The organism is Stenotrophomonas sp. TEPEL, from assembly GCF_004348785.1.
GTDB classification, from domain to species: Bacteria; Pseudomonadota; Gammaproteobacteria; order Xanthomonadales; family Xanthomonadaceae; genus Stenotrophomonas; species Stenotrophomonas indicatrix.
Window position 1 is genome coordinate 1936293 of record NZ_QQXJ01000001.1, and the last position, 20033, is coordinate 1956325.

Here is a 20033-nt window from a genome sequence, read left to right on the forward strand (position 1 = left end):
CAACGATGGATCGCATCGCACTCTTGCTGGTGCTGGCCGCGGCGTCAGCCGCCGCACATGCCCAGGACACCCAGCCTTTCACGGTCTCGGGCGAAATCCTGCCCGGCGCCTGTCGGATCTCCTTCCCCGATGTGGATCTGGGCTCGCATGCCGCCACGCTGTTCACCGGAAGCTATGCCACGGCCTACGTCGATTTCAGCGGTACCGTCAGCGACTGTGATCCACTGGTGCGGCGTGTGGCGATGTCGTTCGATGGCAGTGCTGATCCGGACAACGGCCAGCTGTTCCAGGGCGTGCAGGGCGTTGGACTTGAGCTCGTGCGGGTGGTGTCGTCCCTGAATGTGCCGATCCCACCGGGTGGTCGAACGCAGTACACGACGACCGAGGGCACCTACCCGTATCGCGCACGCCTGCTGCAATCGGCGGCGGTGGTCGCGGCTGGACGTATCCAACGACCCATCACGGTCTCCCTGACCTACAACTGAGAACCCTCATGCGCCGATCGATTCAATACGTGTGCCTTGCTGGTCTGTTCGCGCTCTCCGGCGCTGTGTGCGCGCAGACCGCGACCACCACCAACTTCAACGTCACCGGCACCATCCTGCCCGGCGTGTGCCGTATTGCCGTGGCTGATGTCGACCTTGGAACCTATCAGGCCACGCAGTTCACCGGTGCGTTCAATACGCCGTTCCAGGCAGTCAACGTGGTGGTCAGCCAGTGCGATCCGTTGGTGACCCGGGTCGGCCTGCGCTTCACCGGCAGTGCCGATGGCAACGATGCCACGCTCTTCCAGGGTGTTGCCGGCATCGGCATCGAATTGCAGCGCACCAGCACCGGCACCCGGCTGCCCCCCGGCGGCCTGACCCAGATGAGCACTGCCGCCGGCACCCACGTGTTCCGCGCGCGGTTCATGCAGAGCGCGGCGACGGTAGCAGCGGGAACGGTCAGCCGGCCGATCACGGTATCGATGACCTACAACTGAGACCCGGTACGCGTGACGCGCAGTCAATGTTCGGTTTTCCGGCATGGCATCCAGGCCCGGTCCAACCCGGGTCCAACGAGCACACGCATGGACGTTCCGAGCAGGCTGTTGAAGGCCAGTGACCATCGTCGCCAGCGTATCCACTGTACTGAGATTGCGCACCGTGCCGTGGGCCACGCAGGCAGTCATGGCGCAGCGGCCTGCAGCCTGTCGTACATGCGCACCAGATCGACCAGCGTGCGTGCTTCCATCTTGCGCATGACCTGCGCGCGACGCACCTTCACGGTGATCTCGCTGACCCCCAGGTCGGCGGCGATCTGTTTGTTCAGGCGACCGCGCACCACGCCGGCTACCACCTCGCGCTCGCCGGCGTTCAAGGTGCCCCAGCGCAGCTGCAACGCGCCCAGCGCATCACCCTCGCGGCGCCGCTGGCGATCGATCCCGATGCCCCTGTGGATCGCGTCCAGCAGTTCCTGGTCGCGGAACGGCTTGGTCAGGAATTCGATGGCGCCGTCCTTGATCGCATTGACGCCCATGGCGATGTCGCCGTGGCCGGTGATGAACACTACCGGCAAGTGCAGATCGTGGCTGGCCATGCTGCGATGGAAATCCAGTCCGCTCTGCCCAGGCATGCGCACGTCCAGCACCAGGCACGACGGAGCGTCGTCCCGCGGGTGGGCAAGGAATTCCCCGGTGGAGGCGAAGGCCCGCACCTGCAGGCCCATCGAGGCCAGCAGGTCCTCCAGTGCGGCGCGCACCGAGGCGTCGTCGTCGATCACATAGACGATCGGTGCCGGTTCTACAGGTGTTGAGGTGGGTTTACGCATGCGCAGCCTCCGTGGCCGTGGGCAGCTCGAAGATGAAGCAGGCGCCGCCACCGGGCGGTCGTTCGGCGCGGATATGGCCGCCGTTGCCCTCGATCATCGAGCGGCTCAGGCTGAGGCCCAGGCCGAGGCCGTTCGCCTTGGTTGTCCAGAATGCATCGAATACGCGGTCAGTCTGCTCCGAGGGCAGGCCGACACCACGATCGCGCACGCTCAGGCTGACGTGGCCACGGCCATCGCACGCTGTCAGCAGCGACAGCCTGCGCTCGCTTATGGGCGTGTCCGACATCGCATCGACGGCGTTGAGGATGAGGTTGCCGATCACCTGCTGCACCTGCACGCGATCGGCGTGGGCGGGTGGCAGGTCGCTGCCCAGCACCAGCGCCACCATCACACCATGCTGCTCCAGTTCGCTGCGCGAGAGTGCCAGCATTTCCTCCACGGCCAGGTTGAGGTCGAAGGCCTGGCGCTCCGGCGCGGCGCCTTGGGTCAGGCCGCGGATGCGGGCAATCACGTCACTGGCGCGATGGGCGTCAGCGACGATGCGGGCGATGGTCTGGCGCGCCTTGTCCAGGTTCGGCGGTTCCTGGGCCAACCAGCGCTGGCTGGCTTCGGCGCTGCTGGCGATGGCCGCCAGCGGCTGGTTCACTTCATGTGCGATGGAGGTGGTCAGCTCGCCGACGGTGGAGGCGCGGGCCACCCGCAGCAGTCGCGCCTGTGCATCCTGCACCGCGGCCTTGGCCGCTTCCATCTTCAATGCCAGGTAGGTGGTGATGCCGATCACCAGCATGCCGATCGCTGAATTGACCAGGCCGATACGGTAGGTGCCGAAGCGGGTCAGGAAGAAGCTGAGGCCGGTCAACCCGATGCAGACTGCCGCAAGCGCGATGAGGCCGCGGGCGGGCAGCCGCCGCGACGCTGCGAGGATCACCGCCGCGTAGAAGCAGGCGGCGGCAACGGCGTAGTCGGTAACCGTATCGACCAGGAAGATGGCCGCCATCACGATGATCAGGGCCAGCACGACCAGGGGGCGGCGGGGCGACAGCGATGGCATCGGGATGGCTCCCTGGCGTGGGTGGAAAGGATAGCAAAGCCGCCTTCGGTGGATCCCGGGCAAGGTCGGCAGGCGCTGTCCGCGGTCATGGCGCCTGACGGGCTGTGCCGACCAAGCCGGTGCACGGTAGCGCCGGGCCATGCCCGGCGGAATGCATCCATCAGCGGCCGGCACTACTCCTCCAGGCTGGCGTTCCAGAATCCCTGCAGCACGCCCGGCGTGGCGGCCAGCGTTGCCAGCACCGCATCCAGTTCAGCGCCATCGACCGTGGTGGCGAACAGCACCGCTTCGATCTCGACATCGCGCTCGCCGAACGGCCGCTGGTCGACTGCGCGCACCGGGTACTGCGCCTGCTCCAGCAACAGCAGCAGCCGGTCCAGCACCTCGGCCTGCTGCTCGCGCTGACAGACCACGTTGATGGCATACGTGGCTTCGCTGAAGGCTTCCGGCAACGGTTGCCGCTGTATGCGGTTCACCACCGGCCGCAGCAGGGTATTGGCGGCCAGCACGAAGACCGCAGCCAGCACGGCTTCCGGCAGCAGCTTGATGCCGGCACAGGCGCCGACCGCCGCCGAGCCCCACAGCGTGGCGGCGGTGTTCAGGCCCGACACCTGGGCGCCATCCTTCATGATCGCACCGGCACCGAGGAAGCCGACGCCGGAGATCACGTAGGCCACCACATGCAGTGGTGACGGCGGCCCGCCGTACAGGTCGTGGAAGCGCACGGCCAGGTCGACGAACACCGCTGCACCCACCGCGACCAGCGTATTGGTGCGCAGGCCGGCAGTGCGCTGGCGGAACTGCCGCTCCAGGCCGATCAGCGCACCCAGCACGAAGGCGACAGACAGGCTGATCAGTGAGCTGAGGGTGGCGCCCGCGTTGAACGCGGGCAGGTGGGGGTTGAAGTCCATGATGCGTCTCCCTGCGCCGGCGCGCTTACTGCCAGCCGTAGCGGCGGATGTAGAGCTTCTTCAGCGCGGTGGTCAGCACCGCATAGCCGAACAGGATCGCCACCAGGAACGGCCAGTAACCAGCCGGCAGTGCCTGCAGCTTGAAGTAGCCGGCCAACGGGCTCATGGGCAGGATCACGCCGATGGCCATGATCGCCCCGGTCATCAGCAGCAGCGGCGGCGCGGCGATGCTCTGCAGGAACGGCACCTTCGGCGTGCGGATCATGTGCACGATCAGCGTCTGGGTCAGCAGCCCGACCACGAACCAGCCGGACTGGAACAGGCTCTGGTCGGCGGGCGTGCGCGCATCGAACACGTACCACATCAGGGCGAAGCAGCTGAGGTCGAAGATCGAGCTGATCGGACCGAAGAACACCATGAAGCGGCCGATGTCCGCCGGGTTCCACTTCAGCGGCCTGCGCACCAGCTCCTCATCCACGTTGTCGAAGGGAATGGCGATCTGCGAGATGTCATACAGCAGGTTCTGCACCAGCAGCTGCAACGGCAGCATCGGCAGGAAGGGCAGGAACGCCGAGGCCACCAGCACCGAGAACACGTTGCCGAAATTGGAACTGGCGGTCATGCGGATGTACTTGAGCATGTTGCTGAAGGTGCGCCGCCCCTGGATGACACCTTCCTCCAGCACCATCAGGTTCTTTTCCAGCAGGATGATGTCGGCGGCCTCCTTGGCGATGTCCACCGCACTGTCCACGCTGATGCCGATATCGGCGGCGCGCAGTGCGGGAGCATCGTTGATGCCATCGCCGAGAAAGCCGACCACCTTGCCCTGCGCGCGCAGCTCGCGCACCAGCCGTTCCTTGTGCAGGGGCGTGAGGCGGGCGAACACGCGATGCTGCTGCAGCGCACGCGCCACGGCAGCGTCGTCCATGCGCTCGATCTGCGGGCCGGTCACGATCGTGTCGGCGTCCAGGCCGACCTGGGCGCAGACCCGGGCGGTGACCAGTTCGTTGTCGCCGGTGAACACCTTCACTTCCACGCCATGCGCGGCCAGCGCCTGCAGTGCTTGAGCAGCGGATTCCTTCGGCGGATCGAGGAAGGCCACATAGCCCACCAGGGTCAGATCCCGCTCGTCGGCCTGCGAGTAGACCGTCTGGCTGGCGGCGGTCTCCTTCATCGCCACCGCCACCACGCGCAGGCCCTGTTCGTTCAGTTCCTCGGTGGTCTGCCGCACCCGGGCCAGGCGCTGCTCATCCAGCGGCATGTCCCGGCCGTTCTCGCGCACGGTGCTGCACACCGCCAGCATTTCCTCCACCGCGCCCTTGCAGATCAATTCGTGATGGTCCTCGCGCTCGGAGACCACCACCGACATGCGACGGCGCTCGAAGTCGAACGGGATCTCATCGACCTTTCGGTAATCCTGCGACAGGCGCAGCGAGCTCTGCAGCTCCACATGCTCCAGCACCGCACGATCCAGCAGGTTGATCAGGCCGGTCTGGAAGTGGCTGTTGAGGTAGGCGAAGGTCAGCACATCCTCCGAATCCTGCCCGAACACATCGGTGTGCCGCTCCAGCGCGATCTTGTCCTGGGTGAGGGTGCCGGTCTTGTCGGTGCACAGCACTTCCATCGCGCCGAAGTTCTGGATCGCGTCCAGGCGCTTGACGATCACCTTGCGCCGCGACAGCAGGACCGCGCCCTTGGCCAGGGTGGAGGTGACGATCATCGGCAGCATTTCCGGGGTCAGGCCGACCGCCACCGACAACGCGAACAGGAACGCTTCGGTCCAGTCGCCCTTGGTCCAGCCATTGACCAGCAGCACGAACGGCACCATCACCAGGGCAAAGCGGATCAGCAGCCAGCTGACACTGTTGACCCCGGCCTGGAACGCCGTCGGCGCGCGATCGCTGGCACTGCTGCGCTGGGCGAGGGTGCCGAAGTAGCTGGCGTTGCCGGTGGCCAGCACCAGCGCTGTTGCCGTGCCGGACACCACATTGGTACCCATGAACAACAGGTTGGCCTGTTCCATCAGGCCGGCGTCGGCGGTGCCCGGCTGCACGAACTTCTCCACCGGCAGCGATTCGCCGGTCATCGCCGCCTGTGCGACAAACAGATCCTTGGCGGCGAGCACGCGGCAGTCGGCCGGGATCATGTCGCCGGCCGAGAGCACGATATGGTCACCCGGTACCAGGTCGCGGATCGGCAGGTCCAGCAGCCGTGCCGGCCGCCGGCTGTGCAGCTGTGCGCCGAAATACTGATCGGCCACCTCCGCCGCCTCGGTGCCAGCAGCGCGGCGCAGCACGCGGGCGGAGTTGCCTACCAGCGCCTTCAGCCGTTCGGCAGCGCGGTTGGAACGCCCCTCCTGCACGAAGCGGATCAGGGTGGACAGCACCACCATCGCACCGATCACCACCGTCGCCTTGGCGTCTTCGGTCAGCCAGGACACGGCCGCCAGCACCGTCAGCAGCAGGTTGAACGGGTTGCGATAGCACTGCCACAGATGGCGCCACCACGGCAGTGGCTTCTCGTGATCGACCTCGTTGGGGCCGAAGCGCAGCAGGCGCTCTTCGGCCTCGTGCGGACTGAGACCATCGACATGTGACTGCAGGGTGGCCAGCGCATCGGCTTCGCTGCCCTGTGCAAGCGCGAGCAGTCCAGCAGTGAGCGCGGTGGGCGCGGCCTGCGTGCTGCCACGGCCGTACCCGGCTTCGGGCATCGCGCGACGACCGAACAGGTTGCCCGCGCGACGGCTGCGCAGGAAGGCGTTGAACCAGGCGTTGAGCAGGCTCATGGGAAGGTCCTCTTGGAGCGGCGCCGGGCGCAGCCGGCGCGTGGAGCGGAAGGGGTGGTATCAGGCGTGGCGCATGGCCAGCACCGACGGCGACCACGGCTGCATGCGCAAGCGTTGGCTGCCGCCGATGCACAGCGGCTTCATCGCATCGCGCAGCGGGTAGGGCAGGTGGCGCAGCACGTTGATGCGCTCGCTGATCGGCAGCAGCGACAGTGCGTCGGCCACCACCCGTGGCGAGCCGAGGGCCAGCGAACGGGCGAACAGGACAGGGCCGTGCTGCAGCAGCAGGCTGCGCAGGCCGGAAGCATCGCGCTCACCGATCAGGCGGCGGACGGTGATGTAGAGAATCTTGTAGGACATGGGATTCCTCCGGGCAGGCGCTGCCCGGGGCTCCCATCGCTTACACGGACAGGAACCGGCCGTCAGTCGCCAGCAGTGAACAAGTAGGCAGGCAGGGGCGCGCGTTGCGCCCGGCAGGGTCGGGATCCATCTGCGTCTCCGCGTGGGGCGGCCAGTCGCTGGCCAGTGGCGCTATTGTCCGCGCTGGTATTCAGCAGGCCTAGAGGCCCGTGGGTTAGCCCGGCTATACCTTGGTATAGAAAAAGGGGCCGTTGGCCCCTTCTGTTCAGCTGCGGTCCGCGAAAGCGTCGGTGGCCCGCACCAGGGCATCGGTGGTGGCCGCTTCGTTGGCACTGTGGCCGGCGATGACCATCTCCAGTCGGGCTTCCGGCCACGCCTGTGCCAGGTCCCAGGCACTGCGCGGCGGACAGATGATGTCGTAGCGCCCCTGCACGATGACCCCCGGCAGATGGCGGATGCGATCGATGTCGCGCAGCAGCTGGCCGTGCTCGAGGAAAGTGTTGTGGCGGAAGTAGTGGGCCTCGATGCGTGCCTTGGCCAACGTATCGAGCGGATCGGCAGCGGGCTCCGCGTCGACGTCGTGCAGCAGCGTAGCGGCATTGTCTTCCCAGCCCAGCCACGCCTGTGCTGCGGCGATGCGGATGGCTTCGTCGGCGTGATCCAGGCGTTTCCAGTACGCGTCGAGCATGTTGCCGCGCTCGCTCTCCGGAATGTGCGCCTGGTAGCGATCCCAGCGTTCCGGGAAGATCCAGCGCGCACCGCCGTCGAGCTCGGCGAACCAGCGGTTCTCTTCCTCGCGCCCCAGGAACACGCCGCGCACGATCAGCCCGGTGGCGCGGTCGGGATGCGCCTGTGCATAGGCCAGCGACAGCGTTGAGCCCCAGGAACCGCCGTAGACCAGCCAGCGCTCGATGCCCAGGTGTTGGCGCACCTTCTCGATGTCGGACACCAGATGCTGCGTGGTGTTGTCGCGCAGCTCGCCGAAGGGCGTGGAGCGGCCGCTGCCGCGCTGGTCGATCAGCACGATGCGGTAGCGCCTGGGGTCGAAGAAGCGGCGGTGGGTGGGCGAGATGCCCGCGCCCGGGCCGCCATGCAGGTACACCACCGGAATGCCATCGGGCGTGCCGCACTCCTCGACATGCAGGGTGTGCAGTGCATCCACGGGCAGCGTGTGTTCGCGGTACGGGGTAATCGGCGGGTACAGCGTGCGCATGGCGGTGCCTCACAAGCAGGGAGTACAAGGATAGCGGGGCACATCGACCAGCGTCATCCGCCTTAGGTTCAAGTATTCTTTGCGTTCAAGGGGTGATGCCGTCGATTTCTGGCGATATCGACCCTGCAGGACGCAGAGGATGGATGGCATGAGCGCGCAGGACGTCGCTGCACGATACCCCCCGGCGCGCAGCGCCCTCGGCAGCGGCGCCCGCGAGCTGCTGAAGTGGCTCGCGCTGCTGTCGATGACCGGCGATCATGTCGCCAAAGTGGTTTTCGGCGGCTATGTACCGGTGGTCAGCGAGCTGGGGCGCATCGCCTTCCCGCTGTTCGCACTGGTGATGGCCTGCAACCTCGCGCAACCGGATGCGGACCTGCGCAAGTCGATCCGCCGGCTCGGGATGTGGGGGCTGGTCGCGCAACCCTTCCATGTGCTGGCCTTCGGCTACTGGCTGCCGTTGAACATCCTGTTGACGTTCTGCCTGGCCGCTGTGGCCGTGCATGCGCTGGCCAACAACCGGCAGCTGTTGCTGCTGGTGGCGGGAGGCCTGCTGCCGTTCTTCGTCGACTATCAATGGGCCGGGGTTGCATTGGTGATGCTGGGCTGGATTGCGTTCCGCCACCGGGCCTACTGGCTGCTGGCGTTCGGATTCGGCGGGCTGTGCTGGGTCAATGGCAATGGATGGGCATTGCTGGCCATCCCGCTGGCGTTGGCGGCCGCGCGCGTGCAGTGGCGGCTGCCACGATGGCGCTGGGCGTTCTACGTCTACTACGTGGTGCATCTGGCGGTGCTGGCCGCCTATGCGCACTGGCTGCGCTGACGCAGGGCGCTCATCGCGGCGGCGAAGTGCTCCCGTCGACGTCGCTGGTGTACTGCAGAACCTTGTCTTCGCGCTGCAGCGCAACGACATCCACCGGCTGTCCTCGCAACACCGCGCGCAGGCAGCGGATCGCCTCGGCGGAGTAGCCCAGCTCTGCAGGTGGCAACGACAAGGCAACGCGGCCATCGCTGTGCTGATGCACCACGTATCGTGACAACGGCAGCGCAGCCAGCGCATGGGTCAGGTCGATGTTGTTGATCCACTGCTGGTCGGCGGTCAGATAGCGTACCGGGCGTCGCCCCTGCAGGCCGACGATCATCGGCGTATCGCCGGCCATGGCCAGCGCGCCGCGGTCGCCGGTGCGGTAGCGCAGCAGCGGCAGGCAGAAGTTGAATCCGCCGCTGAGCGTGATCTCACCGGTCTCCCCGGGCGGCAACGGCGCCCCGTCGGGCCCGAGAATCTCCACATACATGCGCGGCTGCAGCAGTATGTGGCCGCCGGCAGCATCGTCATGCACGGCCAGCGGGCCCGCTTCGTTCATCGAATACAGATCGAGCACCGCGCAGCCAAAGCGCGCGGCCAGGGCCTGGCGCAGGCCCGCAGACAGCGCCATCGAAACCGAAAGCAGCGCCCGCGGCCGGTGTCGTACGGGCAATTCCAGCAGCGCTGCGAAGGAAATCGGATCGCCGGCAATCACTTCCGGCTGCATCTGGTCGATGTAGCGTGCGCGGTCCTCAGGATGGCGCCAGTCATCGGGATGCAGGTTGATCTTGGCCAGGCCGGATTCGTCCATCGTCGGTGTCACCGAAACATAGGTGAAGCACCGCTGCTGCATGCCCAGCAACATCACCCCCATCTGGCCGCGGCCATGCGCCAGGGTGATGCCGAAGCGCTGCAGGGCGCGCTTGTGATGGGCCAGATAGCGTGCCGCCACCACCGGATGCGATGGCAGTACCAGTGGATGGCCGGTGGTGCCGGTGGTGCGGAAATTGATCATCCGCTCCAGCGGTACCGGGTCTGGTACGAATCGGGCGATGTCCGCTGCGAGGTCGCCACGGTGGACCGGTGCAATGTCGGTGAAGGTGGTTGGCATCGCCTGCGCGCGGTAGTGCGGTACCTGCGCAAACACCTCGGCCACATGCGCCTGCAGCCACGGTGGTGGTTGGTCTGGCGTCCATTCGAAGCGCGCGCAGGCGATCTCCCTTTCGTAGCCACGCAATGCCGTCACCTCATCGGCAAGCAGGCGGTTGCCGCTGGCATTGCGGAAGATCGGCGCCGCGGGGTGCTCGCGCATCTGCTGCAGCATCGCCAGGCCCGCCGCGCTCAGCGTGGGATAGCGATCGGCATCGGTCGGCTCGCGGCTCACTCGCGGGTCCACTTGTCCGCAGACTCTTCGGCCGCCTTGCGCGCCAAGGCCTCGCGGATGGCACGCGCGCGCGCTTCAGCGGCGCGGCTGGCATCGAGCAGGCGCTGCCGTTCCACGCCGCTGACCCGGGCCAGGCGATCGGTCGCCTGGGCCGCTGTTTCACCCTGCGGCAGCAGGCCCAGCCGGGCCACCACGGTGCGTACCAGTTCTTCGCGGCGTTCCGGATCGAACACGAACCGGTCTGCGCTGGTACTGGCCGCCAGTGCCGGCACTGCTTCGGCGAACAGAGGCATCCACGCCTCGGGAGCAATATCCAGTTCATTCCAGTACGCATCTGCCATCAGCCATGCGGTCACCGCTGACAGCGAGAGCTGGTTTGCATCCACGCCGGCCAGATCACCCGACAGCGTTGCCCGCAGTGCAGGGGGCAGGTGCAGCGAGCGTGCGGCAAACACATCGCCCACCACCGCCGCGACGTGCAGCCGACCGCNGCCGGCGCGGCGCGGTGGCTCGAGGAAATCGGGCGGCATGTCCAGCAGGCGCCGCAGCAGAACATCAAGGGAGGGGCCGGAGAGCATGGTCAGGTTCCAGACTTGGCAGATACCTGGGCGGAAGGGCGATGGCCCGCGGACGCAGTGCGGTGCACCATCATCACTGCACCCGCATGCCGACAGGACCGTAGTGCTGCTGGCTGAAGGCGCGCGCGAACTGCAGCAGGTCGGCCATGTCGCGCACCACATGGATGTTCCATCCCGCGTCGCGTGCGCGCAGCAGATCGCCGGTCCATCCTGCGTTGCCGGCATCGGCGATGCGGGACGGCAGCGGGCTGAACAGGTTCAGCGCCATGGTGCCGCCGCCACCGGCCACACGCAGCGCTTTGGCGGCCACGTCCCAGCCGCCGTTGCCGCGCTCATCCTTGTCGAACATGGTGGTGATGCCGTCGTCGGAGATATGCAGGATATGCACCGCCCGTGCATGCGGTGGACGCTCGGCGTAGGTGTCACGCAACCGGTGGATGGGAAACGCGGTGGCGCCACCGAAGTAGCCGGTAAGCACCTTGAGGATGTCGTCTTCCGAACGCACGAAGCCGTCGGTGTGCAGGTGCTGCCCGGTGCCGCTCCACAGCGTGGCCTGTACGCGTGCACCCACGCGCAGCGCCGACAGCGCGATGATGGCGCCGGCCAGGGTCAGGAACGAGGTCCATGCCTGCGGGTTGGGCATCGAACCGGAACTGTCCACGTACAGATCCAGGTCCACCGGTTCGGCAGCGGGTTCACGGCCGGGTGCCAGCCCGTGCACACGCTGTACCGTGGTCAGCCCGGGAATCACATGGGGCGACTGCAGCACCGACTGCAGCCAGTCCACTGCGTCCAGTGCATCGCCGGCTTCCCAGGGCTGCAGCCCCTCCGGCAGCGGCTCCAGGGCCTGCGGCTGCGGCCGCGACGGATAGCGGATCAGATGTGGCAGCGCGCGCTCGCGGTAGTAGCGCATGGCGATCTGATGGTCATCCAGGTCCAGGCCGGCCGCGCGCAGGATCTGCCCGTACTCGAACGGCTCGCGCATCTGTCCTGGCGAATGCGCGGGGCCCCCAGCGAGCGCATCCGCAGGCAGATCGCTCTTCTGCTGTGCGTCGCCGCCGCGCTCATCGCCGGTGATGCGTGGGTCGGATGCAGGGTGCGGCGCCGGCGCCAGCTCGTCGTCCTCCAGTTGCCCAAGGCCGACCGGTTGGCTTCCCTGGCCGGCGTGCCGGGTATCCATCAGCGCATCCACCCGCGCATCCTGCTGTGATTCCAGCAGCCAGGGCAGCAGCAGCGTGGCGAAGCGGCCAGCGCCGGTCATCCAGTCGCTGGCGTAGACGCGCACGACGCGTGCGCCGAGCCAGGCATCGCCCTGCAATGCGCTGTCGTCGGTCGAGCCGCCCAGCGTGCCGCGTGGCTGCTGCCACAGTTCCTCGTAGATGCCCATGTACAGCTGCCAGACCGGCGAGCTGGCCTGCGCCGGTTGTCCGGCCAGGCGTCGATAGACCGCATCCATGCGCAGCCCGCTCTGGCGCTGCAGGCGATCGTTGATGAGCAGGTCGGTGTAGAGGTTGGCGACCATGGGTGCATGCGCTTCCAGCGTCGGCAGCGCACGGCGGATGCGCGCCAGCAGCCGCGCATGGTCGCTGGCGGTGGCAGGCGCCAGCACATGGTGGCCGATCTCGTGGGCGAGGATCTCCAGCGCGTAGGGTTGCAGCTGCAGGCGCTGTACTTCTTCCAGGTCGATGACGATGCGCTGGTCGGCGAGGCGGATGGCCGCGAAGCTGCCGGTCAGGCCCTCGGCGGCCGCCTGCATGCGCGAATGGCACAGCTTCGGGTCCTGCAACCGGGTGAAACGGCTCCATGTGGCCAGTGCCTGTGGCCAGGCTTCGCGCCAGGGCTGCAGCGGATCAGCGACCGTGGCACTCATTGCGGTGGCAACACATGCACATGGTGCGACCACGGCGAGAACAGGGCGATGCCCGACGCGCCGGAGACGGCACACAGGTCGTCCTTGGACAACGCCGGCGCCATCCACTGCACGCCCAACCGGGCGGTCACATCCGGCGCTGGTCCACTGCTGCTGCCCGCTGCGTACTCGGCGGCGCTGGCAGGCAGCAGGACAGCACCGAAGGCATCGGCGAGCAGCAGGAAGTACCCGCCTGCACTTTCGACCACGAAGCCCTCGGTCGCTGCACGAACCTGTGGCGGTGCCGGGAACGCGCCGTCCAAGCCGCTGAAGCCGCCGACACGATGCCCGCGCAGGTCAACGCTACCCTGCCGCGGATTCCACCAGCGGTCCTGCTCAAGCTGGACCCGGACGGAGGCCAGATCACCCGCATCGATGCCCAGCACGGCGGCCACCGTATTCGCGGGCAGGGCATCGATACGGGCAAGGGCAGGGCGGCGCAGCTGCACCATCCCCGCCTGCCAGGCACAGAGGGCTCCGATGTCGCGCAGTTCCGGCAAGGATGTACACCGGCCTGCATGCGCGGCCATCGCATCGATCCATTGCGCGACGCGAATGCCCGGACTGGCGCCCAGCCGCACCATCGCATTGCTGATGATGCCGAGGGTCTCGCGCGGAGCGTGGGCCAGCAACGGGGCGAGGGCCGGGGCCAGCGAGCGCCAGGCCTGCTCGACCCACGGAAGACGCGCCTTCGGGCCGGCATGGCCCTGCGCCACCAGCTCCAGGCCGATCTCGAAGGCGGCCTCGCAGGCGCTCTGCGTTGCCGCCGGGTGGTGGCGCTGGATGGCCTGGCAGAGCGGGTCGATGGTCTGGGTGACGAACGCGCTGAAGGCGGCCATGTCCAGGCCGGGCCAGCGGTGGCGGGCATCGGCCACGGCCTGGTTCAGCACGGAACGGCGCCCGGCCAGCAACTCGGCGAGAACGGCGGAAACCACGATCAGCGTGCCCGCAGCCAATGCAGGTAGTTGGTGTAGCGCTGGTGCAGGTACTTCAGCTTCAGCAGGTCGTCGTACAGATGGCCGTACAGCTTGCGTCCCTTCACCCGTTCCTCCACCAGACGCTCGATGCGGATCAGGCGCTTGCGCGTTTCCGTCTCGGTCACCCCATCCAGGCCCCGCTGGAACTGTGCCGACAGCTCGCCCACCGGATCGTCGCGATCCAGATCCAGCCGGTCATATTCGGCATTGGAGGCATCGAGCAGCCAGCGCAGCCAGCTGAGCCGATCGCTGCGATAGGGCGCATTCTCCGGCAGGGCGAAGAAGGGAGCATCAAGGTCCGGCTGCAGCTTGTCGTTCAGCACGAAAGGCAGTACCTGGCGTACATCCTCCAGGGCAACGGCAGGGCTGCCGCGGAAGTACGCCATGGCCTTGGCGAACATCAGCAGGGTCATCAGGTTGCGCACTGACAGGCCGTTGCGGGTCTGGCAACCCAGGTCCTTCATGCGATCGCGGCCGCTGTCGGCAGCGGTTGCCTGCGCCCACTCGATGCCGGCCAGGCGCACGGTGTCCTTGGTCAGGTACTCGAACTGGGCACCGGCGGTTTCCATCAGCTCGAACTGGCTGCTGAAGAATTCGATGCGGCGGCGCACGTCCTGCGGTACGTCGACCGCGCGGATCTCCTGCAGCAGCTGGTCGCCCTCGGCCTCGCTGAAGATGATGTCACGCGGCACGACCTCTTCCGGGCGGATGTCCTGCTCGATGCGCAGCAGCATCTCTTCCAGGAACCGCGGGTTGAATGCCAGTGCCTGCACCACCACGTCGATGCGGTCGCGCAGGGCTTCGATCACCTGGTAGGTACCGCCGCCGCGATCATCGTTGGCGGTCAGGTACCACGCCGATTCCGGGCATTCGTAGACGTGGTTGAGGATCTCGGCGTAGTTGTCGCCCATCACCGTCAGCAGCGCGCTCTGGGTGCGCGTGGGAATGCGGTTGTATTCGTCGATGATCTTCACCCGCATGCCCAGCCACGACCGCCAGGCAATGCGGATGTCCGCCATGTCCTGCGCGGCCACCAGGTCGGCGGGCAGGGGGTTGCCGAGCAGATCGGCGATGGTCATCTGCGGGTGCCCGTGCTGCATCGCCCGGCGCACCTCGCGGACCGGATAGCCGGCCAGGACGCCCATCAGGATTGCGCTGGCGGTCTTGCCGCGCCCCGGCCCACCCACGAACAAGCACTTGCGGCGGGTGGCGAAGGTCAGCAGCGGCAGCAGCACGTAACTGGAATAGCTCTGCGCCGACGGCAGGGTCAGCGGCCGCCGTGTGTCACCCACAGCGAACGAGGCGGAGGGGCCGTCGTGGTACTCGATGTCGTAGTGCGGGCTGATGATCGCATTGTTGACGATCCAGAAGTAGGCCTGGCGCAGTTTCTCGTCCAGCCGCAGCGGCGCTGCGGCTGCATCGTCCTGCAGGCGCACCGGCCCTTCGTACAGCTCGGCCACATCGAATGTGCGCGGTGCAGTGTCGGCGCGCGGGTTGGTCGGCGCCTGCGACAGGCGCTGGAACAGGTTGAACGGTGGCACGCGATTCCCTTGGCTGTGGCCTGCTGGAGAGATTGTAAGCGGCGGGCCGGCGGATCCGGTGCACCTTGCGCGGATGACGTCCTGCAGCGGGGCGGCCGGCAGTCCTACAATCGGCCCATGCCGACCTCGCCGACCCTCAATGATCTGCGCCGCTACGCGGTAGCCCGCACGCTGTTCACGCCTACCACGTTGCTGACAGCGATCCGTCGGCTGGGCTTCGTGCAGGCCGACCCCATCCGTGCGCCCGCGCGCGCCCAGGACCTGACCCTGCGGCACCGGGTGAAGGGCTACCGGGCCGGGGACCTGGAGCGCCGCTACAGCCGACTGCCGATCGAGGAGGACTTCCTGGTCAACTACGGCTTCCTGCCGCGCGAACACCTGTCCCTGATGCATCCCCGGGTGTCCCGCAGGCCGTGGGACGCGAGCACGCGGCGCAAGGCGGCCGAGGTGCTGGCGTTCGTGCAGGAGCGGGGTGCGGTGCATCCGCGCGAAGTCGACCAGGCGTTCGCGCATGGCCGGGTGACCAACTACTGGGGTGGCACCAGCAATGCCAGTACCCACCTGCTGGATGGCATGCACTATCGCGGCATGCTGCGCATCCATCGTCGTGACAGCGGTACCCGCATCTATGCTGTTGCGGCACATGCACCGGCCGATGGCGGCAAGGCTGCACGCCTGCAGCGCGCCACGGCACTGATCGATCTGGTGGTACGCAAGTATGCGCCGTTGCCTTCGGCGAGCCTCACCTATCTGGCGAGGCTGCTGGGCTATGGCGCACCGCATCTGGCGGAGGAGATCCAGCAGGCATTGCGTTTGGCGCGCGGGCAGCTGGCGGGCTGCAGCATCGATGGAACCACCTGGTACTGGCCGGCCGGCGAGAACCCCCGTTCGCGGCGCTACCAGGCCGATGAACAGGTGCGGCTGCTTGCACCATTCGATCCGGTGGCCTGGGATCGGCGACGGTTCGAACTGCTCTGGGGCTGGGTCTATCGGTTCGAGGCCTACACCCCGGCGGCCAAGCGTCGCTTCGGCTACTACGCGCTGCCGCTGTTGTGGCGCGATCAGGTGATCGGCTGGGCCAATGTCGGGGCGAAGGATGGGCAGCTGCAGCCAAGCTTCGGTTATGTCGATGGCAGCGCACCACGTGACGTGGCATTCAGCAATGCGCTGGAGGACGAGCTGGAGCGGATGGCGAACTTCCTGCCAGGGACGGGCTCGGTAACGCCGTGAACCTGCGTGGGGCGTCCTCCACACCGCCTGCATGTTGCCTCGCCAATACTGCAGGTCCGCCGCTCGGGTACTTCCGCAATGGCTCGCCGCAAGACACTGCGCATTGCCACGTTCAACGTCAATGGTATCGGCACGCGCTTGCCGCATCTGCTGTCCTGGTTGCAGCGTGAAGCACCGGACGTGGTGGCATTGCAGGAGCTGAAGGCGGTCGATGCCGCCTTCCCGGTCGACGCGCTGGAGCGGGCAGGGTATGGCGCACTGTGGCTGGGCGAGGCGCGCTGGAACGGGGTGGCGATACTGGCCCGCGATGCCATGCCCATCGAAAGCCGGCGCCGCCTGCCCGGCGAGCCGGCCGATACGCAGAGCCGATACCTGGAAGCGGCCGTGCATGGCGTTGTGGTTGCGGCGCTGTACCTGCCCAACGGCAATCCGCAGCCGGGGCCGAAGTTCGACTACAAGCTGCGATGGATGCAGCGGCTGATCCGGCATGCGCGCACCCTGGTCGATCTTCCGCACCCGGCACTGCTGCTGGGGGACTTCAATGTCATCCCAGACGACGAGGATGTGTACGACCCGGCGTCGTGGCGGCGCGATGCCCTCATCCAGCCAGAGGTCCGCGATGCCTTCCAGCGGCTGCTGGCGCAGGGGTGGACCGACGCCCTGCGCGCGGTGCATGGCGACCAGCGCATCTACACCTTCTGGGACTATTTCCGCCAGCACGCCGAACGTGATCGCGGCCTGCGCATCGATCATCTGCTGCTGAACCCGGTATTGGCCAAGGGGCTTCAGGACGCGGGAGTCGATCGCTGGGTGCGGCTGCAGGAAAAGGCCAGCGATCACGCGCCTGCGTGGGTCACCGTTACCCGCTAGTCCGCGCTGCCCTGCGGACGCATCTGGCGACGTACCCGGGCCCGTGTGCGATATAGCCGGCTGTCAGCCTTGTGGATGGTTTCGGCCACCGGTTCGCCGGGGACATTGACGGCGGCGCCCATCGAGAACGCGGTGGGCGCGCGCGCGGCGTTGCCTGCATACCAGGCTTCCAGCTCAGCCAGCCGCCCGGCCGGCGGTTCGATCAGCGCCACCAGGAACTCGTCGCCGCCCAACCGCACTGCCGCCTCATCGGCCTGCAGCGGCGCGCGCAGGAAGTCGGCAAACTCGACCAGCACCGTATCGCCGCGGCGGTGGCCCAGGGTGTCGTTGACCTGCTTGAAGTGATCCAGGTCGAACACCAGGCAGGCCCACGATCGTGAGGCGACGTCGTCGAGCCGATGCAGGTACCGGCGGTTGTGGCATTGGGTCAGCGGATCCTTCAGCGACAGTTCGCGCAGGCGCTCTTCCTGCAGGCGCAACGCGGTCACGTCCTGGGCGTGGCCGAGCACGAACGGGGGATCGGTCTCGGTGTCCAGTACATTGTTGTAGGCCCAGTAGCGGCGGGTGCCATCGGCGGCGAGCAGCTCGATCACGCCTGCGTCGGTATGGTTGGCTTCGATGCGCCGCAGGTAGGCCTTGAACGCCTCGCGCTTTTCCAGCGGCATCAGGTCGCACAGGCTGCGGCCCACCATCTCGCTTTCCGGGTAGCCCAGCGACTGCACGGCGGCCGGATTCACCGATGTCACGGTGCCGTCCAGCGTGTGCGTGCAGATCAGGCCCAGGCTGTAGTGGAAGAGACGGCGATAACGCACTTCGCTGGCTTCCAGCGCGTCCACCACCGCGCGTTCTTCGGTGATGTCCTGGATGGCACCGACCAGCCGTGGCAGGCCCTCCACCTGCTGACGGGTGCCCACCACGCGGGTCCAGATGCTGCGGCCATCGGCGGTGGACATCGGCAGCTGCACTTCCCAGGGCGTCCCGTCTTCGGTGCAGCGCTGCACCGCTGCCTGGATGATGCTGCGGCTGTCCGGACGATAGAACGACAAGGCCGATTCGAATGTTGGCTGGTAGCTGGAACGCACGCCGTGGATCTGCTTGGTCTCGCGCGTCCAGCGCACTTCGCGGGTGGCCAGCTCCAGCTCCCAGCCGCCGACCTTGGCGGCGGTGTTGGTGCGTTCCAGGAAGTCCTCGCTGCGCTTGAGATCGCGATGCAGCGCCTGTGCCTGGTCGATCTGCCGCAGCAGCGCGCTGCGCTGCTCCAGCACCTGGGTCGTGACCCGGCCAAGATGGACCATCAGTTCACGCTGCGACGGCGACAGCACGCCGGGCAAGGTGTCGAGCAGGCACAGCGTGCCGACGCGTGCGCCATGGGCAGTGGTCAGAGGGATACCGGCGTAGTGGCGCACCCTGGGCCCGGCGGTGACCAGCGGGTTGTAGGCGAAGCGCGCATCCTGCCGCGCATCCGGAATCTCCAGCAGCGCGTCCTGTTCGATGGCGTACGTACAGAACGAGATGGACCGCGGCGTTTCGCTGACATCGCCCAGGCCGATGCTGGATTTGAACCATTGCCGGTGTTCGGCAACGATGGAGACCAGGCCGATGGGCATGCCGGTGGCGGCGCGCGCGGCGGCGACGATGGCATCGAACACCGGCTCGGGCGGTGTATCGAGCACCCCCAGTCGTTCGATTTCGCGAAGTCGGGTGGCTTCATCCATGGCTGTCCACGCTAGTATCCGGTTTGTTAGTACCCTGCGTACGGCAGTGATGCCGTCGTGATGCGCCTGCTCATGGCTGTTGCAGGGACGCCTGCAGGGCGCTGGCCAACGCGGCGTCACCGGAGACGAGGTCTTCCCAGCGCAGTTCCAGGCCCTTCCGCCGCCCCTTCTCGACCAGCTTCAGTCCGCTCGGGTCCAGGGTCAGCGTATAGGCCTGGCCGGCGATGGTCAGTTCACGGCGCAGCGGTTTGTCGAGAGGGGTCATCGGGAGCTCCTTCGCGTTGAGGCGCGGGCAGGGCGCACTGAAACGTGACGATGATCACGCACATGCCAGCGCCAGGGAAAATCCACTGCCCGGGTGATGCCGATGCGTGGGCCTACCACCGGATCATCGGGAGGCCGCGTGCCGTCATCCACGAGGGTGAGGCCGTGGCTGGCGGTGACCAGATCGGCGCCATCAAAGCTGCGGTCCAGGCCGAACGCCTGCGACAGTTTGCCGGGGCCGCTGGCGAGATCGTGATCGCGGCGGGCAGCTGGCCGCAGCGGGTACATCCGTTCCTGCCCGGCAACCGGCTCTGCCGCACGCAGCAGTACCGCCACACCCTCGCCGACCTCGCCGCAGACCACATTGCTGCCCCAGTGCATGCCGTAGGTGAAGTACACATACAGGTGCCCGCCCTCGCCAAACATGCTGGCGTTGCGTGCGGTCCTGCCGCGATACGAATGCGCAGCCGGATCCTCACTGCCGGCGTAGGCTTCGACTTCGACGATGCGCGCTGCACGGCCGTCGCTGCGCACCAGCAGCTTGTTGAGCAGGTCCGGTGCAACCACCGTCGACGGGCGCCGGTAGAAGGCACGGGGTATCGGTATCCAGGTATCCGGCAGCCAATCCTTCATA

General features: G+C 67.2%; 18 protein-coding genes. 5 read left to right on the top strand and 13 right to left on the bottom strand.

Annotated elements, in window-relative coordinates:
- Window positions 1-5 precede the first annotated feature (5 nt).
- Window positions 6-485: a fimbrial protein gene (locus TEP_RS08720; RefSeq protein WP_132824988.1), complete on the top strand. Its 480-nt coding sequence runs from the start codon at window positions 6-8 to the stop codon at window positions 483-485.
- 8 nt (window positions 486-493) lie between these two features.
- Complete coding sequence (locus TEP_RS08725; protein ID WP_132824989.1) at window positions 494-982, top strand: fimbrial protein; 489 nt, start codon at window positions 494-496, stop codon at window positions 980-982.
- A gap of 185 nt (window positions 983-1167) precedes the next feature.
- Here the strand turns inward: TEP_RS08725 and TEP_RS08730 are convergent, their stop codons facing one another.
- From TEP_RS08730 to pip, 6 genes are all read right to left on the bottom strand, one after another.
- Window positions 1168-1809: a response regulator gene (locus tag TEP_RS08730; protein ID WP_132824990.1), complete on the bottom strand. Its 642-nt coding sequence runs from the start codon at window positions 1807-1809 to the stop codon at window positions 1168-1170.
- A complete protein-coding gene (locus TEP_RS08735) occupies window positions 1802-2860 on the bottom strand; it encodes an ATP-binding protein (protein ID WP_132824991.1) in 1059 nt (352 codons plus the stop codon). The genes TEP_RS08730 and TEP_RS08735 overlap by 8 nt, the downstream gene beginning before the upstream one ends.
- Window positions 2861-3033: 173 nt before the next feature.
- A complete protein-coding gene (locus TEP_RS08740) occupies window positions 3034-3771 on the bottom strand; it encodes an MgtC/SapB family protein (RefSeq protein ID WP_132824992.1) in 738 nt (245 codons plus the stop codon).
- A 25-nt stretch (window positions 3772-3796) separates the two neighbouring features.
- Window positions 3797-6556 carry a magnesium-translocating P-type ATPase gene (mgtA, locus tag TEP_RS08745; RefSeq protein ID WP_132824993.1) on the bottom strand — a complete coding sequence of 920 codons (2760 nt, stop codon included), beginning with the start codon at window positions 6554-6556 and terminating at the stop codon, window positions 3797-3799.
- Between the two features lie 60 nt (window positions 6557-6616).
- Window positions 6617-6916: a hypothetical protein gene (locus TEP_RS08750; protein WP_132824994.1), complete on the bottom strand. Its 300-nt coding sequence runs from the start codon at window positions 6914-6916 to the stop codon at window positions 6617-6619.
- Window positions 6917-7181: 265 nt separating this feature from the next.
- Window positions 7182-8129 (bottom strand): prolyl aminopeptidase, encoded by a 948-nt coding sequence (gene pip / locus TEP_RS08755; RefSeq protein WP_132824995.1) that lies wholly within the window; start codon window positions 8127-8129, stop codon window positions 7182-7184.
- Between the two features lie 148 nt (window positions 8130-8277).
- Between pip and TEP_RS08760 the strand changes: the two genes are divergently transcribed.
- Entirely contained in the window at window positions 8278-8949 is a 672-nt protein-coding gene (locus TEP_RS08760) for a TraX family protein (protein ID WP_132824996.1), read from the top strand.
- Between the two features lie 10 nt (window positions 8950-8959).
- Here the strand turns inward: TEP_RS08760 and TEP_RS08765 are convergent, their stop codons facing one another.
- The 4 genes from TEP_RS08765 to TEP_RS08785 all read right to left on the bottom strand — a co-directional run bounded on the left by TEP_RS08765 (window position 8960) and on the right by TEP_RS08785 (window position 15320).
- Complete coding sequence (locus TEP_RS08765; protein ID WP_206140199.1) at window positions 8960-10315, bottom strand: AMP-binding protein; 1356 nt, start codon at window positions 10313-10315, stop codon at window positions 8960-8962.
- 651 nt (window positions 10316-10966) lie between these two features.
- A complete protein-coding gene (locus TEP_RS08775; protein WP_132824998.1) occupies window positions 10967-12763 on the bottom strand; it encodes a VWA domain-containing protein in 1797 nt (598 codons plus the stop codon).
- Window positions 12760-13737: a hypothetical protein gene (locus tag TEP_RS08780; protein ID WP_132824999.1), complete on the bottom strand. Its 978-nt coding sequence runs from the start codon at window positions 13735-13737 to the stop codon at window positions 12760-12762. Before TEP_RS08780 ends, TEP_RS08775 begins: the two co-directional genes overlap by 4 nt.
- 2 nt (window positions 13738-13739) lie before the next feature.
- A complete protein-coding gene (locus tag TEP_RS08785) occupies window positions 13740-15320 on the bottom strand; it encodes an AAA family ATPase (RefSeq protein WP_132825000.1) in 1581 nt (526 codons plus the stop codon).
- Window positions 15321-15437: 117 nt separating this feature from the next.
- Here TEP_RS08785 and TEP_RS08790 point away from each other — a divergent pair, with 117 nt between their 5' ends.
- Together TEP_RS08790 and xth are read left to right on the top strand one after the other, a co-directional pair.
- On the top strand, window positions 15438-16550 hold the full coding sequence (locus TEP_RS08790; RefSeq protein WP_132825001.1) for a crosslink repair DNA glycosylase YcaQ family protein: 1113 nt from the start codon (window positions 15438-15440) through the stop codon (window positions 16548-16550).
- A 78-nt stretch (window positions 16551-16628) separates the two neighbouring features.
- The gene (xth, locus tag TEP_RS08795; RefSeq protein WP_132825002.1) at window positions 16629-17420 is read left to right on the top strand and encodes an exodeoxyribonuclease III; all 792 of its coding nucleotides are present in this window, start codon (window positions 16629-16631) and stop codon (window positions 17418-17420) included.
- On the opposite strand, the gene TEP_RS08800 is transcribed toward xth, so the two are convergent.
- From TEP_RS08800 to TEP_RS08810, 3 genes are all read right to left on the bottom strand, one after another.
- Entirely contained in the window at window positions 17417-19135 is a 1719-nt protein-coding gene (locus TEP_RS08800) for a PAS domain S-box protein (RefSeq protein WP_132825003.1), read from the bottom strand. The two genes, xth and TEP_RS08800, sit on opposite strands and share 4 nt — an antisense overlap.
- 70 nt (window positions 19136-19205) lie before the next feature.
- Entirely contained in the window at window positions 19206-19400 is a 195-nt protein-coding gene (locus tag TEP_RS08805) for a hypothetical protein (RefSeq protein ID WP_025874451.1), read from the bottom strand.
- Window positions 19397-20032, bottom strand: coding sequence for a DNA-3-methyladenine glycosylase (locus TEP_RS08810; RefSeq protein WP_132825004.1), 636 nt, complete (start codon window positions 20030-20032; stop codon window positions 19397-19399). Before TEP_RS08810 ends, TEP_RS08805 begins: the two co-directional genes overlap by 4 nt.
- Window position 20033: the final 1 nt, after the last annotated feature.